16 protein-coding genes are annotated in these 17,165 nt (G+C 61.0%); 8 read left to right on the plus strand and 8 right to left on the minus strand.

Annotated elements, in window-relative coordinates; genetic code table 11:
* Nucleotides 1-14: 14 nt before the first annotated feature.
* From TX23_RS20885 to TX23_RS20900, 4 genes are all read left to right on the plus strand, one after another.
* Nucleotides 15-1,346 carry a TRZ/ATZ family hydrolase gene (locus tag TX23_RS20885; protein WP_057703830.1) on the plus strand — a complete coding sequence of 444 codons (1,332 nt, stop codon included), beginning with the start codon at nt 15-17 and terminating at the stop codon, nt 1,344-1,346.
* Between the two features lie 63 nt (nt 1,347-1,409).
* The gene (gene ubiG, locus TX23_RS20890) at nt 1,410-2,108 is read left to right on the plus strand and encodes a bifunctional 2-polyprenyl-6-hydroxyphenol methylase/3-demethylubiquinol 3-O-methyltransferase UbiG (protein WP_003189760.1); all 699 of its coding nucleotides are present in this window, start codon (nt 1,410-1,412) and stop codon (nt 2,106-2,108) included.
* 4 nt (nt 2,109-2,112) lie between these two features.
* Nucleotides 2,113-2,784 carry an N-acetylmuramic acid 6-phosphate phosphatase MupP gene (mupP, locus tag TX23_RS20895; RefSeq protein WP_057703831.1) on the plus strand — a complete coding sequence of 224 codons (672 nt, stop codon included), beginning with the start codon at nt 2,113-2,115 and terminating at the stop codon, nt 2,782-2,784.
* 177 nt (nt 2,785-2,961) lie between these two features.
* Complete coding sequence (locus tag TX23_RS20900; protein ID WP_057703832.1) at nt 2,962-3,702, plus strand: YciK family oxidoreductase; 741 nt, start codon at nt 2,962-2,964, stop codon at nt 3,700-3,702.
* Nucleotides 3,703-3,821: 119 nt separating this feature from the next.
* On the opposite strand, the gene TX23_RS20905 is transcribed toward TX23_RS20900, so the two are convergent.
* The 6 genes from TX23_RS20905 to TX23_RS20930 are packed head-to-tail and all read right to left on the minus strand — an operon-like array spanning nt 3,822 to nt 9,981.
* Nucleotides 3,822-5,336, minus strand: a complete 1,515-nt coding sequence (locus TX23_RS20905) for an ABC transporter substrate-binding protein (RefSeq protein ID WP_057703833.1) — start codon at nt 5,334-5,336, stop codon at nt 3,822-3,824.
* Between the two features lie 31 nt (nt 5,337-5,367).
* Nucleotides 5,368-6,339 (minus strand): ABC transporter ATP-binding protein, encoded by a 972-nt coding sequence (locus tag TX23_RS20910; RefSeq protein ID WP_057703834.1) that lies wholly within the window; start codon nt 6,337-6,339, stop codon nt 5,368-5,370.
* On the minus strand, nt 6,336-7,292 hold the full coding sequence (locus tag TX23_RS20915; protein WP_057703835.1) for an ABC transporter ATP-binding protein: 957 nt from the start codon (nt 7,290-7,292) through the stop codon (nt 6,336-6,338). Before TX23_RS20915 ends, TX23_RS20910 begins: the two co-directional genes overlap by 4 nt.
* The gene (locus TX23_RS20920; RefSeq protein WP_057703836.1) at nt 7,289-8,146 is read right to left on the minus strand and encodes an ABC transporter permease; all 858 of its coding nucleotides are present in this window, start codon (nt 8,144-8,146) and stop codon (nt 7,289-7,291) included. The genes TX23_RS20915 and TX23_RS20920 overlap by 4 nt, the downstream gene beginning before the upstream one ends.
* On the minus strand, nt 8,143-9,090 hold the full coding sequence (locus TX23_RS20925) for an ABC transporter permease (RefSeq protein WP_057703837.1): 948 nt from the start codon (nt 9,088-9,090) through the stop codon (nt 8,143-8,145). Before TX23_RS20925 ends, TX23_RS20920 begins: the two co-directional genes overlap by 4 nt.
* A 3-nt stretch (nt 9,091-9,093) precedes the next feature.
* The gene (locus tag TX23_RS20930) at nt 9,094-9,981 is read right to left on the minus strand and encodes a proline iminopeptidase-family hydrolase (RefSeq protein WP_057703838.1); all 888 of its coding nucleotides are present in this window, start codon (nt 9,979-9,981) and stop codon (nt 9,094-9,096) included.
* 183 nt (nt 9,982-10,164) lie between these two features.
* Here TX23_RS20930 and TX23_RS20935 point away from each other — a divergent pair, with 183 nt between their 5' ends.
* Both TX23_RS20935 and TX23_RS20940 read left to right on the plus strand, forming a co-directional pair.
* The gene (locus tag TX23_RS20935; RefSeq protein WP_057703839.1) at nt 10,165-10,929 is read left to right on the plus strand and encodes a LuxR family transcriptional regulator; all 765 of its coding nucleotides are present in this window, start codon (nt 10,165-10,167) and stop codon (nt 10,927-10,929) included.
* Nucleotides 10,930-11,019: 90 nt separating this feature from the next.
* Entirely contained in the window at nt 11,020-11,952 is a 933-nt protein-coding gene (locus tag TX23_RS20940; protein ID WP_057703840.1) for a proline iminopeptidase-family hydrolase, read from the plus strand.
* 52 nt (nt 11,953-12,004) lie between these two features.
* Here the strand turns inward: TX23_RS20940 and TX23_RS20945 are convergent, their stop codons facing one another.
* Entirely contained in the window at nt 12,005-13,507 is a 1,503-nt protein-coding gene (locus tag TX23_RS20945) for a nucleobase:cation symporter-2 family protein (RefSeq protein WP_057703841.1), read from the minus strand.
* Nucleotides 13,508-13,664: 157 nt separating this feature from the next.
* On the opposite strand from TX23_RS20945, the gene TX23_RS20950 reads away from it, so the two are divergent.
* The gene (locus TX23_RS20950; RefSeq protein WP_057703842.1) at nt 13,665-14,498 is read left to right on the plus strand and encodes a nucleoside-binding protein; all 834 of its coding nucleotides are present in this window, start codon (nt 13,665-13,667) and stop codon (nt 14,496-14,498) included.
* A gap of 128 nt (nt 14,499-14,626) precedes the next feature.
* Here the strand turns inward: TX23_RS20950 and punC are convergent, their stop codons facing one another.
* Complete coding sequence (gene punC, locus TX23_RS20955) at nt 14,627-15,811, minus strand: purine nucleoside transporter PunC (protein ID WP_057703843.1); 1,185 nt, start codon at nt 15,809-15,811, stop codon at nt 14,627-14,629.
* 122 nt (nt 15,812-15,933) lie between these two features.
* Here punC and punR point away from each other — a divergent pair, with 122 nt between their 5' ends.
* Complete coding sequence (gene punR / locus TX23_RS20960; protein WP_057703844.1) at nt 15,934-16,848, plus strand: DNA-binding transcriptional activator PunR; 915 nt, start codon at nt 15,934-15,936, stop codon at nt 16,846-16,848.
* Nucleotides 16,849-17,165: the final 317 nt, after the last annotated feature.

Genomic DNA, 17,165 nt, shown 5'->3' on the forward strand with positions numbered 1-17,165 from the left:
GGAAGAAGCCTGCGATGACCTCCACTGCCGCCCCGCTCGACCTGTTGCTCTTGCCGACCTGGCTGGTACCGGTCGAACCTGCCGGCGTGGTGCTCAAGGAGCATGGCCTGGGCATCCGCGACGGGCGCATTGCCTTTATCGGCCCACGGGCCGCGGCATTGAAGCTTGCGGCCAATGAGGTGCGCGAACTGCCTGGCATGTTGCTCAGCCCTGGCCTGATCAACGCCCACGGCCATGCGGCAATGAGCCTGTTCCGTGGCCTGGCCGATGACCTGCCGCTGATGACCTGGCTGGAAAAACACATCTGGCCGGCCGAAGCCAAGTGGGTCGATGAAGCCTTTGTGCGCGACGGCACCAACCTGGCCATCGCCGAACAGATCAAGGGCGGCATCACCTGCTTCTCCGACATGTACTTCTTCCCCAAGGTCGCCAGCGATTGCGTGCATAACAGCGGTATGCGCGCGCAGATCGCCATGCCGATCCTCGACTTCCCGATTCCCGGCGCCAGCACTGCCGACGAAGCCCTGCGCCAGGGCATCGAGCTGTTCGGCGACCTCAAGCACCACCCGCGCATCAAGATTACCTTCGGCCCCCACGCGCCCTACACCGTGTGCGACGCCAACCTGGAAAAGATCCGGGTGATCGCCGAAGAACTGGACGCAGCGATCCATATGCATGTGCATGAAACAGCCTTTGAAGTGCAACAAGCCGTGGAGCAGACCGGCGAGCGGCCATTGGCGCGCCTGGGCCGCCTCGGCTTGCTCGGGCCGCGCTTCCAGGCCGTTCATATGACCCAAATCAGCGAGGAAGACCTGGCTTTGCTGGTAGAAAGCAACACCAGCGTAATCCATTGCCCGGAATCGAACCTGAAACTGGCCAGCGGCTTTTGCCCGGTGGAGCGCTTGTGGCAGGCTGGGGTCAATGTGGCCATCGGCACCGACGGCGCCGCCAGTAACAATGACCTGGACCTGCTGGGCGAAACCCGTACCGCTGCGATGCTGGCCAAAGCCGTTGCCGGCTCGGCCACCGCTCTGGACGCCCACCGCGCCCTGCGCATGGCGACGCTCAACGGTGCACGGGCCATGGGCCTGGAAAGCGAGATCGGCTCGCTGGAAGTCGGCAAGGCCGCAGATATAGTCGCCTTCGATCTGTCGGGGCTGGCGCAACAACCGATCTACGATCCGGTCTCACAGCTTATATATGCCACCGGACGCGATTGCGTGAAACACCTTTGGGTCGCCGGCAAGCCATTGCTCGACGACCGGCGATTGACCCGCATGGATGAACAACAGTTGACCGCCACGGCCATTGCCTGGGGCCAACGCATCAGCGGGCACCACGAATAACGCCGCGGTTGAACCTGCACGTTCAGCCGCGACCACCGACTTATCAGATTCAGAGGATTGACCATGAGCAACGTCGACCACGCCGAAATCGCCAAATTCGAAGCCCTCGCCCACCGCTGGTGGGACCGCGAGAGCGAGTTCAAACCGCTGCACGACATCAACCCGCTGCGGGTCAACTGGATTGACGAACGCGTCAACCTGGCCGGCAAGAAGGTGCTGGATGTGGGTTGCGGCGGCGGCATCCTCAGCGAAGCCATGGCCCAGCGCGGCGCGACCGTGATGGGCATCGACATGGGCGAAGCGCCGCTGGCCGTGGCGCAATTGCACCAGCTCGAATCCGGCGTGAGCGTGGAGTACCGCCAGATCACCGCCGAAGCCCTGGCCGAGGAAATGCCCGAGCAGTTCGACGTGGTCACCTGCCTTGAGATGCTGGAACACGTGCCGGACCCGTCCTCGGTGATCCGTGCGTGCTTCCGCATGGTCAAACCCGGCGGCCAGGTGTTCTTCTCCACCATCAACCGCAACCCCAAGGCTTACCTGTTCGCGATCATTGGCGCCGAATACATCATGAAGCTGCTGCCGCGTGGCACCCATGACTTCAAGAAATTCATCCGCCCTTCCGAGCTGGGTGCGTGGAGCCGTCAGGCCGGGCTGACCGTCAAGGACATCATCGGCCTGACCTACAACCCGCTGACCAAGCACTACAAGCTGGCCAACGATGTTGACGTCAACTACATGATCCAGACCCTGCGCGAGGAGTAAGCCTGTGAAGTTGCGAGCGGTTCTCTTCGACATGGACGGTACCCTGCTGGATACCGCGCCGGACTTTATCGCCATCTGCCAGGCCATGCGCGCCGACCGCGGCCTGGAACCGATCAACCCGCAGCACATCCGCGATGAAATCTCCGGCGGTGCCCGGGCGATGGTTGCCGTGACCTTCTCGATGGATCCTGAATCCCCAGGCTTTGAAGAGCTGCGCCAGGAATTCCTGGAGCGTTACCTCAAAGATTGCGCAGTGCACAGCAAACTGTTCGACGGCATGGCCGAGCTGCTGGAAGACATCGAGAAAGCCAAGCTGATCTGGGGCGTGGTCACCAACAAGCCGGTGCGCTTTGCCGAACCGATCATGCAGCGCCTGGGCCTGGCCGAGCGTTCGGCCGTGTTGATCTGCCCGGACCATGTAAAAAACAGCAAGCCGGACCCGGAGCCGATGATTCTGGCGTGCAAGCTGCTCGACCTGGACCCGGCCAGCGTGCTGTTCGTGGGCGATGACCTGCGCGACATCGAATCCGGCCGCGATGCCGGTACGCGCACGGCGGCGGTCACCTATGGCTATATCCATCCGGACGACAACCCGCGCCACTGGGGCGCGGACGTGGTGGTGGATCACCCGCTGGAATTGCGCAAGGTGCTGGATAACGCGCTGTGCAGTTGCTGATTGTTCGAAGATCTCAACAACACTGAGATCGATGTGGGAGCTGGCTTGCCTGCGATAGCGGTCTGCCAGCCAGCACATCTGCCGACAGGTACTCCGCCATCGCAGGCAAGCCAGCTCCCACAGGAAATGGATTCCACTTTGAGTGGTGTATCACCTTGAATTTTGTCGAGGCTATTTATGTTTGATTATTCTGCCCCTCCAGAACTGCTCAAAGGCCGGACCATCCTGGTAACCGGCGCCGGTCGCGGGATTGGCGCGGCAGCGGCAAAAACCTATGCCGCCCATGGCGCCACCGTGCTGTTGTTGGGCAAGACCGAAGCCAACCTGGCCCAGGTGTATGACGAGATCGAAGCCGCCGGCCAGCCGCAACCGGTGGTGATCCCGTTCAACCTGGAGACCGCCCTGCCCCATCAATACGATGAGCTGGCAGCGATGATCGAAAAAGAATTCGGCCACCTCGACGGCCTGTTGCACAACGCTTCGATCATCGGCCCGCGCACGCCTATCGAGCAGTTGTCCGGCGAGAACTTCATGCGAGTGATGCATGTGAACGTCAACGCGATGTTCATGCTGACCAGCACCTTGCTGCCGCTGCTCAAGCTGTCCCAGGATGCGTCGGTGGTGTTCACCTCCAGCAGCGTCGGGCGCAAGGGCCGGGCGTATTGGGGCGCTTATGGTGTGTCCAAGTTTGCCACCGAAGGTTTGATGCAAACCCTGGCCGATGAGCTGGAAGATGTCGCGGCAGTGCGCGCCAACAGCATCAACCCGGGTGGTACACGCACGAGTATGCGGGCCCAGGCGTATCCCGGTGAGAACCCGATGGAAAGGCCGGCGCCGGAAGAGATCATGCCGGTGTACCTGTACCTGATGGGGCCGGACAGTGCGGGCATCAACGGCCAGGCCTTCGATGCGCAGTAAGCCCTGACACACTGCAAAACAAAGGTGGGAGCTGGCTTGCCTGCGATAGCGGTGGTGAATGTTCCATCGCCATCGCAGGCAAGCCAGCTCCCACATTGCTTTGTGGTGTTGTTAAAAACTCAGTTTTTGACCACTTCCTCCAAGGTGAAGCGTCCCAACGGATTTTGCAGGAAGTTGCTCACATTCTTGCGTGAAATATTGATGTACGGGCTGTAGTACAGGTCAATCCAGTTCACATCCTGTTTCGCCAGTTTCTGCAACTCGACATACATCTGCTCACGCTTGGCCGGATCGGCCTCAACTCGCGCGGCGGCTACCAGCTCTTTGACCTTGTCGTTCCTGTAGCGGGTCATGTAGTTCTGGTTGGTGTCGTGGCCCAGTACGAAGGTGGTTTTCTGGTCCGGGTCGAGAATGTCGTTGGTCCAGTACATCACCGAAATATCGTACTCACCGTCCACCAGCATCTGCCAGCTTTGGGTCGGGTCGACCTTTTGCAGGTTGGCGGTCACACCGACCTTGGCCAACTGGTCCTTGACGATCACTGCAATCTGCTCATCAGCCTCGTTGCCGGCGTTGACCACGTAATTGAGCTTCAAGTCCTTGGCTCCGGCCTCTTCCAGCAGCTTTCTGGCCTCGGTCGGGTCATAAGGACGTTGCAGGTTGTTGGCGTAGTGGTACAGCGACCCCTTGGGAATGTAGGAGTACGCCACAGTGCCTTGACCGTAAGTCGCGGTTTTCACCAGCGATTGCTTGTCGATGGCCATGTCCAATGCCTGACGTACCTGCGGCTTGGCGAGCAAACCGTGCTCGTGGTTGATCAACAGGTGATCTTCACGGGTGGACGGGTCGGCGTGGATCACCACGTTCTTGTCTTTCTTCAGCTCTTCAACCCGCGAGAACGGTACGAAGATCGCCGTGTCGAGTTCGTTGTTCTGCACCATGCGCATACGGGTGTTGTCGTCGGTCACCGACACCCACTCCACGCCATCGAGGCTGACGTTGTTGGCCTGCCAGAAATTCGGGTTCTTCTTCAGGATCACCCGGTCGCCCTTGCGCCACTCTTGCACGGTAAACGCGCCGGACGTTACCGGGTTTTCCGAATAGGCGTCTTCGCCCATCGCGGTCATGGCTTTTTCCGACAGGATCGACACCGTCGGCGATGCCAGTTGCGAGAGAAAGGCCACCGCCGGGGTTTTCAGAGTGACCACCAGAGTCTTGGGATCGCTGGCCTTGGCGGTGTTGATCAGGCTGAACGGGTCGCTCCACAAGGAGGCCTTGTTATCACGGATGCGCAGCAGGCTGAACGCGGCATCGGCAGCGGTGATCGGCGAGCCGTCGGAGAACTTCGCCTCGCGCAGCTTGAAGGTGTACGTCAAGCCGTCTTTGGAAATGTCCCAGCTTTCGGCCAGGCCCGGTTCCATCCTGGTGCCCAGGTTGTCCACGCGCACCAGGGTGTCGTAGACGTTGGCAAACACCCAGGTGTCGCGGTTTTGCGCGCTTTTGATCGGATCGAACGTGGTGCTGTCTTCACGGCAGCCGATGGTGAGGACACCGGCGGCCTGGGCCAGGCCTGCGGTCAACGACCAGGCGGTCAGCGTAGCGGCGGCGAGCAACTTCAAGTGGCGCGATTGCATATCACAACTCCTTGTTAATGAATGGCAGAGGTCAAAGCAAAGGTTCTTCAAGCACGCAACTGTACCGGTGCTCGTGCAGGAAATGGGTCGGCGGCAACACCGAGGAACACACCGCCCGCGCATACCGGCAACGCGGGTGAAACGCACAACCTGCAGGCAAATTCAGCGGGCTGGGTGGCTCACCCGGCAGGGGCTGCGCGGGCAACGACCGATGGGGGTCGATCTCGGGAATCGCCTCGATCAACGCCGCCGTATAGGGATGGCGCGGCGTGGTGAACACCGCCTCCACCGGCCCTTCCTCGACGATCTTGCCCAGGTACATCACCGCCACGCGGTCGCACAGGCGCCGCACGATGGCCAGGTCATGGGCGATAAACAGGATCGCCAGATTCATGCGTTGTTGCAGTTCCAGCAGCAGGTTGATGATCTGGCCCTGGATCGACACATCCAGCGCCGCCACGCATTCATCGGCAATGATCAGGCGCGGCTCCACCGCCAGTGCCCGAGCGATGCCCACCCGCTGGCACTGGCCGCCGCTGAGGGAGCCCGGTTTACGCCCGGCCAGTTCGGGGCGCAGGCCCACCAGCTCCAGCAACTCGTTGACGCGCGCCGGGATCCGCTCCACGGCCACCTTGCGCTGCACGCGCAGCACTTCGGCAAGGGTTTCGCCAATGCTGTGCCGAGGATTCAGCGCGGCGTACGGATCCTGGAAAATCATCGCGGTTTCATGGCGCAGGCGGGCAATATCGATAGCGCTGCCATGGGCCATGTCGATCCCGTCAAACAGCACTTGGCCGGCGCTGATCGGGTTGAGGTGCAAAATCGCTCGGCCCAGGGTGCTTTTGCCGCTGCCGGACTCGCCCACCAGGCCGAGGGTTTCACCGGCGGCGAGGTTCAGTGACACTCCGTTCACCGCCCTCACCCACTGCTTGTTCAAACCGAACAGGCCGCTGCCGGACGCGGCAAAGCGCACCTCCAGGTCCTTGATCTGCAACAGGCTCATGGGCGTTCCCCCAACGGATAGTGACAGGCCACGCGTGCGCCCTGGGGCAGCAGCTCGGTACACAAGGCACCGACCTGCGGGCAGCGCGGATTAAAGCGGCAACCGTCAGGCAAGGCATCGAGCAACGGCGGCTGGCCAGGGATGGTGCGCAACAATGCATGACCGCTGCTGTGGGCCGGCTGGCAGTCGATCAGCCCAGCGGTATACGGATGTTGCGGCCGGGCCAGCAGTTCGTACTTGCTGCCGTGCTCGCACAGACGCCCGGCGTACATCACGGCGATGGAATCGCAGGTTTGTGCGACCACGCCCAGGTCGTGGGTGATCATGATGATCGATAAGCCGCGCTGGTCGCGCAGGTCGAGCAACAGCCGCAGGATTTGCGCCTGCACCGTCACATCCAGGGCCGTGGTCGGCTCGTCGGCGATCAGCACTTTCGGGTTGCAGCCCAGCGCCACCGCGATCATCGCGCGCTGGCGCATACCGCCGGAAAATTCATGGGGATAGCTGTCGACCCGCGTCTGCGGGTCCGGGATGCCAACCTGGCGCAGTACCTCGACAGCCTGTGCGCGCGCGTCTTTTTTCGAGGCGCCTTGATGCAGGCGGATGCCCTCGGCGATCTGCTCACCGATGCGCATCAGCGGGTCGAGGTGGCTGCTGGGGTTCTGGAAGATCATGCCCAGTTGCCCGCCCCGCACGGCGCGCATACCGGCGTCATCCAGTTGCAACAGGTCCTGCCTGGCCAGGCGTACGGCGCCGCCTTGCACGCGCAGGCTGGGCGATGGCAGCAAGCGCATCAGGCCGCGACAGGCCATGGTCTTGCCCGAACCGCTCTCGCCCACCAGGCCAAGGATCTCACCTTCGGCCAGGTCAAAGGACACGCGATCCACCAGGGTGACATCACGCCCGGTGTTGTTGGCGATCACGCTGAGATCGCGCACTTGCAGCAGGCTCACGAGCGGTCCCCCAATATTTGCGCCACACCGTCGGCCAACAGGCTAAAGCCCATGGCCAGGGTCACAATGGCCAAACCCGGAAACGTGCAAATCCACCAGGCCGTGGTGATAAAGGCTTGCCCCTCGGCCACCATCGTCCCCCACTCCGCGGTAGGCGGTTGCACGCCCAGGCCCAGGTAACTCACGGCGGCGCCATTGAGCAGCACCAGCACCGCGTCGGACATGGAAAATACGATGGAGCCAAACAAGGCATTGGGCAGCAAATGCCGGAACAGAATGCGCCCATGACCAAACCCCAGGCTCTTGGCGGCCAGGGCAAACTCGCTTTCCTTGAGCACCAGGATCTGCGAGCGAATCAACCGCGCATACGACACCCAGCCCACCAGCGCCATGGCGATATAAAAGCTCTGCAAGCCAGGCCCCAGAATGGCCATGATCGCCAGCATCAACACCAGAAACGGGAACGCCAGCACCACATCGATTACGCGCATACAGAAACTGTCGAAGCGCCCACCCACATAACCCGACACCGCGCCGATGAAGGTGCCGATGATGAACGGGAAGATCACCCCGACAATCGCCAGTTGCAGGTCGATGCGCGCCCCCCAGATAACCCTTGAGAGGATATCCCTGCCGTAATTGTCGGTGCCCAACGGATGGGCAAGGCTGGGCGCCAGCAAGCTCATGTCGGTGTTTTGCGCAATCGGGTCAAACGGTGCGATCCACGGCGCAAACAGCGCCAGGGCCAACCACACCAACAGAATCAGCAGGCCCCAGGCGGCGGTCAGGCGGCCATTGCGAAAGCCAAAGCGCAGGCGCAAACGCCAGGGTGCAATCAGTGGGCGGCTGCTCATTGCATCTTCACCCTTGGGTCGAGGGCGACTGTCACTACATCGGCAACGAAGTTGACCACCACCGTGGCACAGGCCAGCACCATCGCCACGCCCTGCACCACCATGTAGTCACGGGTGAAAATGCCGCGCACCAGCAATTGGCCGATGCCCGGAATTGCAAACAGGCTTTCGATGACCACCGTGCCGCTGATCAGCCAACCGATGTTGACCGCCAGCAGGTTAACCGCCGGCACCAGGGAATTGGGCAGCACATGCCGCCGAAACACCGCGGCCTCCGACAAGCCCCGGGCCCGGGCGGCGGTGACATGATCGGCCTGCAGTTCCATCAACATGCTCGCCCGCAGGTTGCGCACCAGCACCGCCGACAGCGCCAGGGCGATGGTCAGGCACGGCAACAGCATATGGTGGGCCTTGTCCAGCCAGGTCCGCCCATAGCCAGACACCGGGAACAGGCCCCATTGCACGCTCAGCAGCAGGATCAGCATCAACCCCAGCCAGAATGCCGGCATCCCCAGGCCGACCGTGGTGAAAACGCGGATCAGGTTGTCCGCCCAACCGCCTTTGTGACGCGCCGCCACGGTCGCCAGCGGCACCGCGATCAGCAACGCCAGGACCACGCTGCCCAGCACCAGCACCAGCGTCGGCTCAATGCGGGTGACGATCAGTTTCAGCGCGTCGACCTTGTACAGCAGCGATTGGCCGAGGTCGCCCTTGAGCAGGTTTTTCAGGAAGTAGAAATATTGCATCCACAACGGCTGGTCGAGGCCGAACTGGGCACGGATTTTCAGCAGTGCATCCGGCGTACTGCGCGAGCCCAGCAGGGCCCGCGCCGGGTCGCCGGGGATCGAGCGCACCAATACAAAGGTGATCAGGCTGATGCCAAACAGCACCGGCAGCAACTGCAGCGGCCGGGACAGGACAAAACGGTATCGCGCCAGGTTCATCCGTCAGCCTCGGTGGCGAGCGAGAAAGTCCAGCAGCACCGGGAAGTACGCCTGGGGTTCCTCATAAAACGGCATATGGCTGCTGTTGGGGAATACATGCAGCTCGGCGTGGGTGGCGGCCAGCTTCATGCGCATGGCGCAGGCGGGGGTCAGTTCGTCGTGCTGACCGGTGGTGATCAGAATCGGCATCGTGAACTCGCCCATCTCCTTGAGGCGGTTCCAGTCCTTGAGGTTGCCGATGTAGAGGAACTCGTTGGGACCTTGCATGGTTGCGTAAGGCCCCATGTTCCAATCGCCCAGGGAGCGTTTCAGCGGCTGCGGCCACTCGTCGAGGCGGCACACATGGCGGTAGTTGAGCAAGGTGATGGCGGCCTGGTATTGCGGGTGATCGAGGGTGCCCATGGCTTCGTGGCGCTGCATCATGGCCACGGTTTCGCTGCCCAGGGCGCCACGCAGGCGTTCGAGTTCCCGGGACAGATGGGGAATGTCGCCGACGGTGTTTTCCAGGATCAGGCTTTTGAGCGCATCGGGGTAGTGGATGGCGTATTCGATACCGAGCCAACCGCCCCAGGAATGCCCGAGCAAATGCACGCGGCCCAGGCCCAGCGCCTGGCGCACGGTCTCGACTTCTTCGACATAACGGCGGATTTCCCACAGTGCAACATCGGTCGGTCTGGCTGATGCGCCCGTGCCAAGCTGGTCGAATGCAACCACTCGCAGGTTATGCGCTTTGAGCCAGCCATGAGCGTCACGCAGATAGTCACATGGCAGGCCAGGGCCGCCGTTGAGACACAGCAGCACTTCATCGCCTTCGCCAAAGCTGTAGACCACGAGGTTATGGCCGTCGACTTGTACGTTGTACTGCTGGTCGGGGGCAATTTCACGCCACATGCATACATTCCTTGTGTTGTATCGGCCTGGCGGGTAGCGGCCGTTTATCAGGTCAACACTACCGAGGATACCGTGCGTCCATAACCTAGTATTTCTTATAGGTTTGGCCTGGCTGTCCTTCGCCGGGGCGTGGCATTCTACTTGCCGCAAGTCGAGATTCAAATGAATTCGGGAGCAGAACGGATGCTGGCCAAGCTGACCGCCTTCAATAACCGTCTCATGCCGGGCAGGAGCCTGGATGAACAGATGGACAATACGTTTATCCTTGCCCAACAACTGGGCTTCGATGCGCTGGTGTACGACTACACCCCGGTGCCCATCGACCTGGATGGCGCGCTGATTACCCCCTCGGTGTTGCAACTGCGCAACACACCGCCCGACTGGCACGCCTTATGGTGCGGCGAAGGGTTTTACCAGATCGACCCGGTGCAACACCTGGCGTTGAGCACGGTATCGCCGTTTGTCTGGTCCTACGAAGCGAAAACCGAGACTGCCCTGCAAAAAATTATCGACCCGTGCCACGCCCCCGTTTCCTCGTACCTGCACGAACGTGAACTGACCTGCGGCGTCAGCGTGCCCATTCACTTGCCCCGGGGTGGCTTCGCATCACTGACCGGCCTGCGCACCGGCAAGGCACGCACGGTGTTGAAGGACGCACAGCACACACTCGCCGATTTCAGCCTGATTACCCATGCCTTGCAGGAAGCGGCTTACCCGCTGTTCAGCAAGGAGCTGCGCACCTATCCGCATATCCACCTGACCAAGCGCGAACGCGAATGCCTGAAATGGGCCGCCGACGGGCTGACCGCCGCCGAAATCGCCACGAAACTCAGCCGTTCCCTGGCGGTAGTGACCCTGCACCTGGCTTCGGCCATGCACAAACTGGGGGCCAAGAACCGCGTCCAAGCGGTGGTGCGAGCGACCCATTACCGTTTGCTGGAAGCTTGAGTTTTCGTAAAAACCTAGCTGTTTTGCTAGTTACCTAAACTTTTTGTTCAGATTATCGTAACCCTGATCATTTTTTTCAGGGGGTACGAAATGGAATTCATCGAAAAAGTTCGCGAAGGCTACGCACCCTTTGGCGCCTACCAGACCTGGTATCGCGTCACCGGTGACCTGAGCACGGGCCGCACGCCGCTGGTGATCATCCACGGCGGCCCGGGCTGCACCCACGATTACGTCGATGCCTTCAAGGATGTGGCCGCCAGCGGCCACGCGGTGATCCACTATGACCAACTGGGCAATGGCCGTTCCACGCACCTGCCCCACAAAGATCCTTCGTTCTGGACCATCGGCCTATTCCTCGACGAGCTGAACAACCTGCTGGACCACCTGCAAATCAGCGAGAACTACGCGATCCTCGGTCAATCCTGGGGCGGTATGCTGGGCAGCGAACACGCGATCTTGCAGCCCAAGGGCCTGCGCGCATTCATCCCCGCCAATTCACCGACCTGTATGCGTACCTGGGTCAGCGAAGCCAATCGCCTGCGTATGCTGCTGCCCGAAGGCGTGCACGAAACCCTGCTCAAACACGAACAGGCCGGTACCTACCAAGACCCGGAATACCTGGCGGCCTCGCGGATTTTCTATGACCAGCACGTGTGCCGAGTCAACCCATGGCCGGAAGAAGTGGCGCGCACCTTCGCCCAGGTCGATGCCGACCCGACGGTGTATCACGCCATGAGCGGCCCGACTGAATTCCACGTGATCGGCAGCTTGAAAGACTGGAACGTGATTGGCCGCCTGTCAGCCATCAAGGTGCCAACCCTGGTAATTTCCGGGCGGCATGACGAAGCCACGCCGCTGGTGGTCAAACCGTTCCTGGACGAGATCGCGGATGTGCGCTGGGCACTGTTTGAAGACTCCAGCCACATGCCCCATGTGGAAGAACGCCAGGCGTGTATGGGGACTGTGGTGAAGTTTTTGGATGAGGTGTGTTCGTTGCCGCACAAAGCCCTCAAGGCCGGCTGAATCCCTGTGGGAGCTGGCTTGCCAGCTCCCACAGGGTACACGGGGTCGCTCGTTAAACCTCGCTGGTCTCAGGCTTGGATGTTTTCCTCAGGGCATCGGCCACCAACGGAATCTCCTTACCTTCGGCATCAAACAACTTCCCACCCCGGTAGTAATCCCCATCGCGCAACGCGGCCACGTCGCGAAAGCACAAGCTGCGCTCAGTCCCCGCCACAAACACTGACTGCTGGTCCGAGTTGCCGGCGGTGAAGTGGTTGAATGCCAGGTTCAGCAATATCGCCATGATCGCCGACGAGCTGATGCCCGAGTGGAAGATGGTCGCGAACCAGCTGGGGAACTGATCGTAGAAGCTTGGTGCGGCGATGGGGATCATGCCAAAGCCGATGGAGGTGGCAACGATGATCAGGTTCATGTTGTTGCGGTAATCCACCTTCGACAGCGTACGAATACCACTGGCCGCCACCGTGCCGAACAACACGATGCCCGCACCGCCCAGCACCGAAGTGGGCACCGCCGCGATCACCCGCCCCATAAAGGGCAACAGGCCCAGCACCACCAGAAACACCCCACCGGTCGCTACCACAAAGCGGCTCTTCACGCCGGTCACCGCCACCAGGCCAACGTTCTGGGCGAACGCGCTTTGGGTGAACGAACCGAAGATCGGCGCGAACATACTCGACAGCATGTCGGCGCGCAGGCCGTTGCCCAGGCGCTTGGAGTCCACCTTGGTGTCGATGATCTCGCCCACCGCGAGGATGTCCGCCGAGGTTTCCACCAGCGTCACCATCACCACGATGCACATGGAAATGATCGCCGCCACATGGAAGGTCGGCATACCGAAGTGGAACGGCGCAGGAAAGCCAAACATCGGCCCTTGCATGACGCCGGAGAAGTCAGCCATGCCAAGCAGCACGGCGATCACGGTGCCGATCACCATCGCCAGCAGGATCGACAAGCGCGAGATGGTGGCGCTGCCGATTTTGCTCAGCAGCAGCACCAGCACCAGGGTCAGGGCCGCCAGGCCGACATTCGACATACTGCCGAAATCCGCCGCCCGGCTGTTGCCGCCCATGGCCCAGCGCGCCGCCACGGGCATCAGCGTCAGACCGATGGTGGTGATCACGATGCCCGTCACCAGCGGCGGGAAGAACTTGGTGATGCGTGAAAACACCGGGGTGATCAACAGGCCAATCAACGACGCGGCCATCACCGCACCGAGAATCGCCGGGATCCCCCCTGCACCGTCGCTGCCGACAATCGCCACCATGGTCGCCACACCTGCGAACGACACGCCCTGCACCAGTGGCAACTGACAGCCAAAGAACGGCAGGCCAAGGGTTTGCAACAACGTGGCCAGGCCACCGGCGAACAACGACGCGGCGATCAACAGGCCGATATCCGCCGGCGACAACCCGGCTGCCTGGCCGACGATCAACGGCACGGCGACGATGCCGCCGTACATGGTGAGCACATGCTGCAGGCCGTAAGCCATGTTGGCGGCGACGCCCAGATTTTCATCTTCGGGCCGCTGTGGTGACGCCTTCGGGATAGTCATGGTGAGGGGTTCTCTGTTTTTGTTGTGCGCTCACTGTATGCAATGTTCAGACTGTATGTCCATAGAGTTGTATACAATCAATCGAACAAGATACCCTCCAGCGGCGTTACAAAAACAATTCGGCCGTTATGAGCCAGAACGCCAAAGGACAAAAATAATGAAAAAGGCACTACAGGGCGCAACCGTTGCATTGACCCTTCTGGGCGGTGGCGAGGCTGTCGCGGTGGAATGGATGAACAACAGCGTCGGGTTTCGCTACGGCCAGCACTTCACTAATCCGAACAACCCCGACGATTTCAGCAAGCGCATCTACAGCTTCACCCACGCCAGCGGCTACCGCTACGGCAGCAACTTTCTCAACCTCGATGTGTTCCTGTCCGACAGCCGCGACCCACGCAAGGGCACCGACCATGGCGGCAGCGAGGTGTATGCGGTTTACCGGCACCAGCTGTACGCCTCGCGAGTGTTCGATCTGCCGCCGGGTACCGGATTGATCAAGGATTACGCCCTGACCCTGGGTTTCGACGCCAACCGCAACAACAACTTCGCCTCAGCCAAAAAGCGCGCGCTGGTGATCGGCCCGACCTTGAAGTTCAACACCGTCGGCGTGCTGGACCTGAGCCTGATGTACTACAAGGAAAAGAACCACACCGGCATTCCCGGCGCCCAAGAGTCGAACCACACCTTCGACGACACCTACATGCTCAACCTGACGTGGATGCGCCCGTTCGAAGTCGGCAACCATGCGGCGAAATTCCAGGGGTTCATTAACTACGTCGGGGAGAAAGGCGAGGATTACCATGGCCGCGATACGGCAGCGGAGGCCTTGATGCGCACGGCGCTGATGGTGGCGGTGCAACCGGGTAAAAGCGTCAAGCCGAACCTTTACCTGGGGGTGGGTTATGAGTACTGGCACAACAAGTTCGGCGTGGACGGCGGCCGTGGCAGTCGCACCTCAACACCGACGCTGAACATGGAAGTGACGTTCTAACTGAAGAGCCTCACTTCAAGTGTGGGAGCTGGCTTGCCTGCGATAGCGGCCTGTCTGTTGGCCCGTCTGGCACTGATACACCGCTATCGCAGGCAAGCCAGCTCCCACATTTTGATCGTATTGTCAGCTCAGGCGCTGGCCAGTTCGGAAGAATTGCCCTTCGGCCGTGCCAGCCAATACCCCAATACCGCCAACGGCGCCGTCGCCAGCATCACAATCACCGTGATCAACAGCGGTTGCTCGATCATCGACGACACCAGCAGGCTGGCCAGAAAGCACAGGCCCAACTGCAGGGTATTTTGCAGAGCCGCCGCCTTGCCGGAGTTTTCCGCAAACGGCATCAGCGCATTCGCCACCACGATCGGGTAGCTGGCGCCGTTGCACAGCGCCATCAGGCAGAACGGAATCAACAAGGTGGTCAGGGTCGGCACGCTCAAAGTGGCCACCAGGTACAGCGCCACCATGCTCAGGCAATACGCCGCCAGCAACCACGGCAACAGGGTCTTGCCCGCCAGGTGCTGCAATGCGCTGCGGCAACTGTAGCCGCCAACCAAAAACGCCAGGGTCGGCAGTACGTAGCTCAGGCCAATGTCGTTCGGGCTGTAGCCCATGCCGCCAAGGATGAACGGCGAGGCCGTGAGCCAAGCGAAGAAGCTGGCCGAACAGGCGGCGAAGATCATCACGTTGCCGGTGAACACCCTGGAGGTGAGCAACTGCCCATACCCCAGGCGCTTGGGTCCACCCTTATGCTCCACACGTTTGGGCACGCTGCGCAGCAATAAGGTCGGCAACAGCAGCAACAGCGACACCACCAGCAACACGCCGAAGATCGCCTGCCAACCAAAGTGATTCAACACCATGGCGCCCAACAGCGGTGCGAGGGCCGGGGACAGCGACATCAACGGCATGATGCTGGCAAACACCCGATGGGCCTTATCGGCCGGGTAGCGGTCAATCACCAATGCCTGCCAGCTCACGGCCGCGGCACACACGCCAATCGCTTGTATAAACCGGAGCGCCAGCAGTTGCGGAGCGGTCTCGACCCAGAACATGCCCAGGCAACCGAGCACAAACAGGCTCAGGCCCGCGAGCAGGATCGGCTTGCGCCCCAGGCGGTCCGAGAGCGGCCCCCACACCAACTGCCCCAGCGCAAAGCCGGCGAGGAAAACACTCAAGCTGGCGCCCACCGCGCCAGCACCAATATTCAACTGCTCGCCCATGGCGCCAAACGCCGGCAAGTACATGTCCATGGCCAGATAGCCGAGCATGCTTAGCCCCGCCAAGTACCAGGTAAAACCAAAAGAATTTTTCATCGAAGCCTTGTAGATACTGCCATCAAACTATTTGCTGACTGGCACCCATTATGAAGCTGACAATATCTGTGTGAAGCGATAATAATTGGACACTCTCATCAATAATTTTGAAGGCAACGCGTATGTGGTCGGAATATTCTCTGGACGTGGTCGACGCCGTCGCTCGTCACGGCAGCTTCAGCGCCGCCGCCCAGGAACTGCACCGCGTACCGTCGGCCATCAGTTACACCGTACGCCAGCTCGAAGAATGGCTGGCCGTGCCCTTGTTTGTGCGCAGGCATCGCGATGTGGAGCTGACCCCCGCCGGCCGCCTGTTTATCGACGAGGCCCGCAGCGTGATGAAAAAAATGCTCGGCACCCGGCGCTTGTGCCAACAGGTAGCCAATGGTTGGAGCGGTCAGTTGAAGGTGGCGGTGGACTCCATCGTCAAACCGCAACGTTGCCGCCAACTGGTGCTGGACTTCTATCGGCAGTTTCCCGAAGTGGAATTGCTGCTCGAATACGAGGTGTACAACGGCGTATGGGACGCGCTGGCCGATGAGCGCACCGACATCGTGATCGGCGCCACCAGCGCGGTGCCGGTGGCCAGCCACTTCAGCTTCCGCGATATGGGCCTGCTGAACTGGTTGTGTGTGGTCAGTACCCGGCATCCATTGGCGACGGTAGAAGGCTTGCTCAGTGATGACCAACTGCGCCCCTTCGCCTCGCTGTGCATGACCGACACCTCGCGCAATCTGCCCAAGCGTGACACCTGGACCCTGGATAACCAGCGCCGCCTGGTGGTGCCCAACTGGGCTTCGGCGTTGGATTGCCTGCGCGATGGGCTGTGTGTGGGAATGGCGCCGGCCCATCAGGTGTTGCCATGGATCGAGCGCGGTGAGCTGGTGGCGCTGCAATTGAGCCGACCATTTCCGGCCAGCCCGTCGTGTGTGGCGTGGGCGCAGAGCAAGCTGTCGCCGGCCATGGCGTGGTTGTTGGAGTACCTGGGGGATACAGAGACCCTCAACCAGGAATGGTTGAATGGCCCTTCCCCCTGACCCCCTGTAGGAGCGAGCTTGCTCGCGAAAAACGTCAACGATAACGCGTGCTTGCTGAATGAACGCAGCGTCTGTGGGTCTTTCGCGAGCAAGCTCGCTCCTATGTATGGACTCGCCCCCACTGTCAACCCGCTTTTCAAACATTGGTACCCAGTTGCATCTATGTATCAGGCCTATTCGAGGAAGCTCCAAACAGCTTCTGGCCAACATTGGATCAGCTCGCGATCTGCCCATTACAAAAAGGCCTCAAGGGCCGGTAGGAGCGCAGGCATCAATTCACGACGGTCTGACCAGGGGTCAATGTTCGTTAGCACGGG

It is taken from the genome of Pseudomonas paralactis (assembly GCF_001439735.1).
GTDB classification, from domain to species: Bacteria; Pseudomonadota; Gammaproteobacteria; order Pseudomonadales; family Pseudomonadaceae; genus Aquipseudomonas; species Aquipseudomonas paralactis.

Excerpts from the sequence above, each read along its gene's own strand:
- TX23_RS20885 (WP_057703830.1), top strand. The coding sequence starts at position 15 with ATGACCTCCACTGCCGCCCCGCTCGACCTGTTGCTCTTGCCGACCTGG.
- ubiG (WP_003189760.1), top strand. The coding sequence starts at position 1,410 with ATGAGCAACGTCGACCACGCCGAAATCGCCAAATTCGAAGCCCTCGCC.
- TX23_RS20900 (WP_057703832.1), top strand. The coding sequence starts at position 2,962 with ATGTTTGATTATTCTGCCCCTCCAGAACTGCTCAAAGGCCGGACCATC.
- TX23_RS20905 (WP_057703833.1), bottom strand. The coding sequence starts at position 5,336 with ATGCAATCGCGCCACTTGAAGTTGCTCGCCGCCGCTACGCTGACCGCC.
- TX23_RS20910 (WP_057703834.1), bottom strand. The coding sequence starts at position 6,339 with ATGAGCCTGTTGCAGATCAAGGACCTGGAGGTGCGCTTTGCCGCGTCC.
- TX23_RS20920 (WP_057703836.1), bottom strand. The coding sequence starts at position 8,146 with ATGAGCAGCCGCCCACTGATTGCACCCTGGCGTTTGCGCCTGCGCTTT.
- TX23_RS20925 (WP_057703837.1), bottom strand. The coding sequence starts at position 9,090 with ATGAACCTGGCGCGATACCGTTTTGTCCTGTCCCGGCCGCTGCAGTTG.
- TX23_RS20930 (WP_057703838.1), bottom strand. The coding sequence starts at position 9,981 with ATGTGGCGTGAAATTGCCCCCGACCAGCAGTACAACGTACAAGTCGAC.
- TX23_RS20935 (WP_057703839.1), top strand. The coding sequence starts at position 10,165 with ATGCTGGCCAAGCTGACCGCCTTCAATAACCGTCTCATGCCGGGCAGG.
- TX23_RS20940 (WP_057703840.1), top strand. The coding sequence starts at position 11,020 with ATGGAATTCATCGAAAAAGTTCGCGAAGGCTACGCACCCTTTGGCGCC.
- TX23_RS20945 (WP_057703841.1), bottom strand. The coding sequence starts at position 13,507 with ATGACTATCCCGAAGGCGTCACCACAGCGGCCCGAAGATGAAAATCTG.
- TX23_RS20950 (WP_057703842.1), top strand. The coding sequence starts at position 13,665 with ATGAAAAAGGCACTACAGGGCGCAACCGTTGCATTGACCCTTCTGGGC.
- punC (WP_057703843.1), bottom strand. The coding sequence starts at position 15,811 with ATGAAAAATTCTTTTGGTTTTACCTGGTACTTGGCGGGGCTAAGCATG.
- punR (WP_057703844.1), top strand. The coding sequence starts at position 15,934 with ATGTGGTCGGAATATTCTCTGGACGTGGTCGACGCCGTCGCTCGTCAC.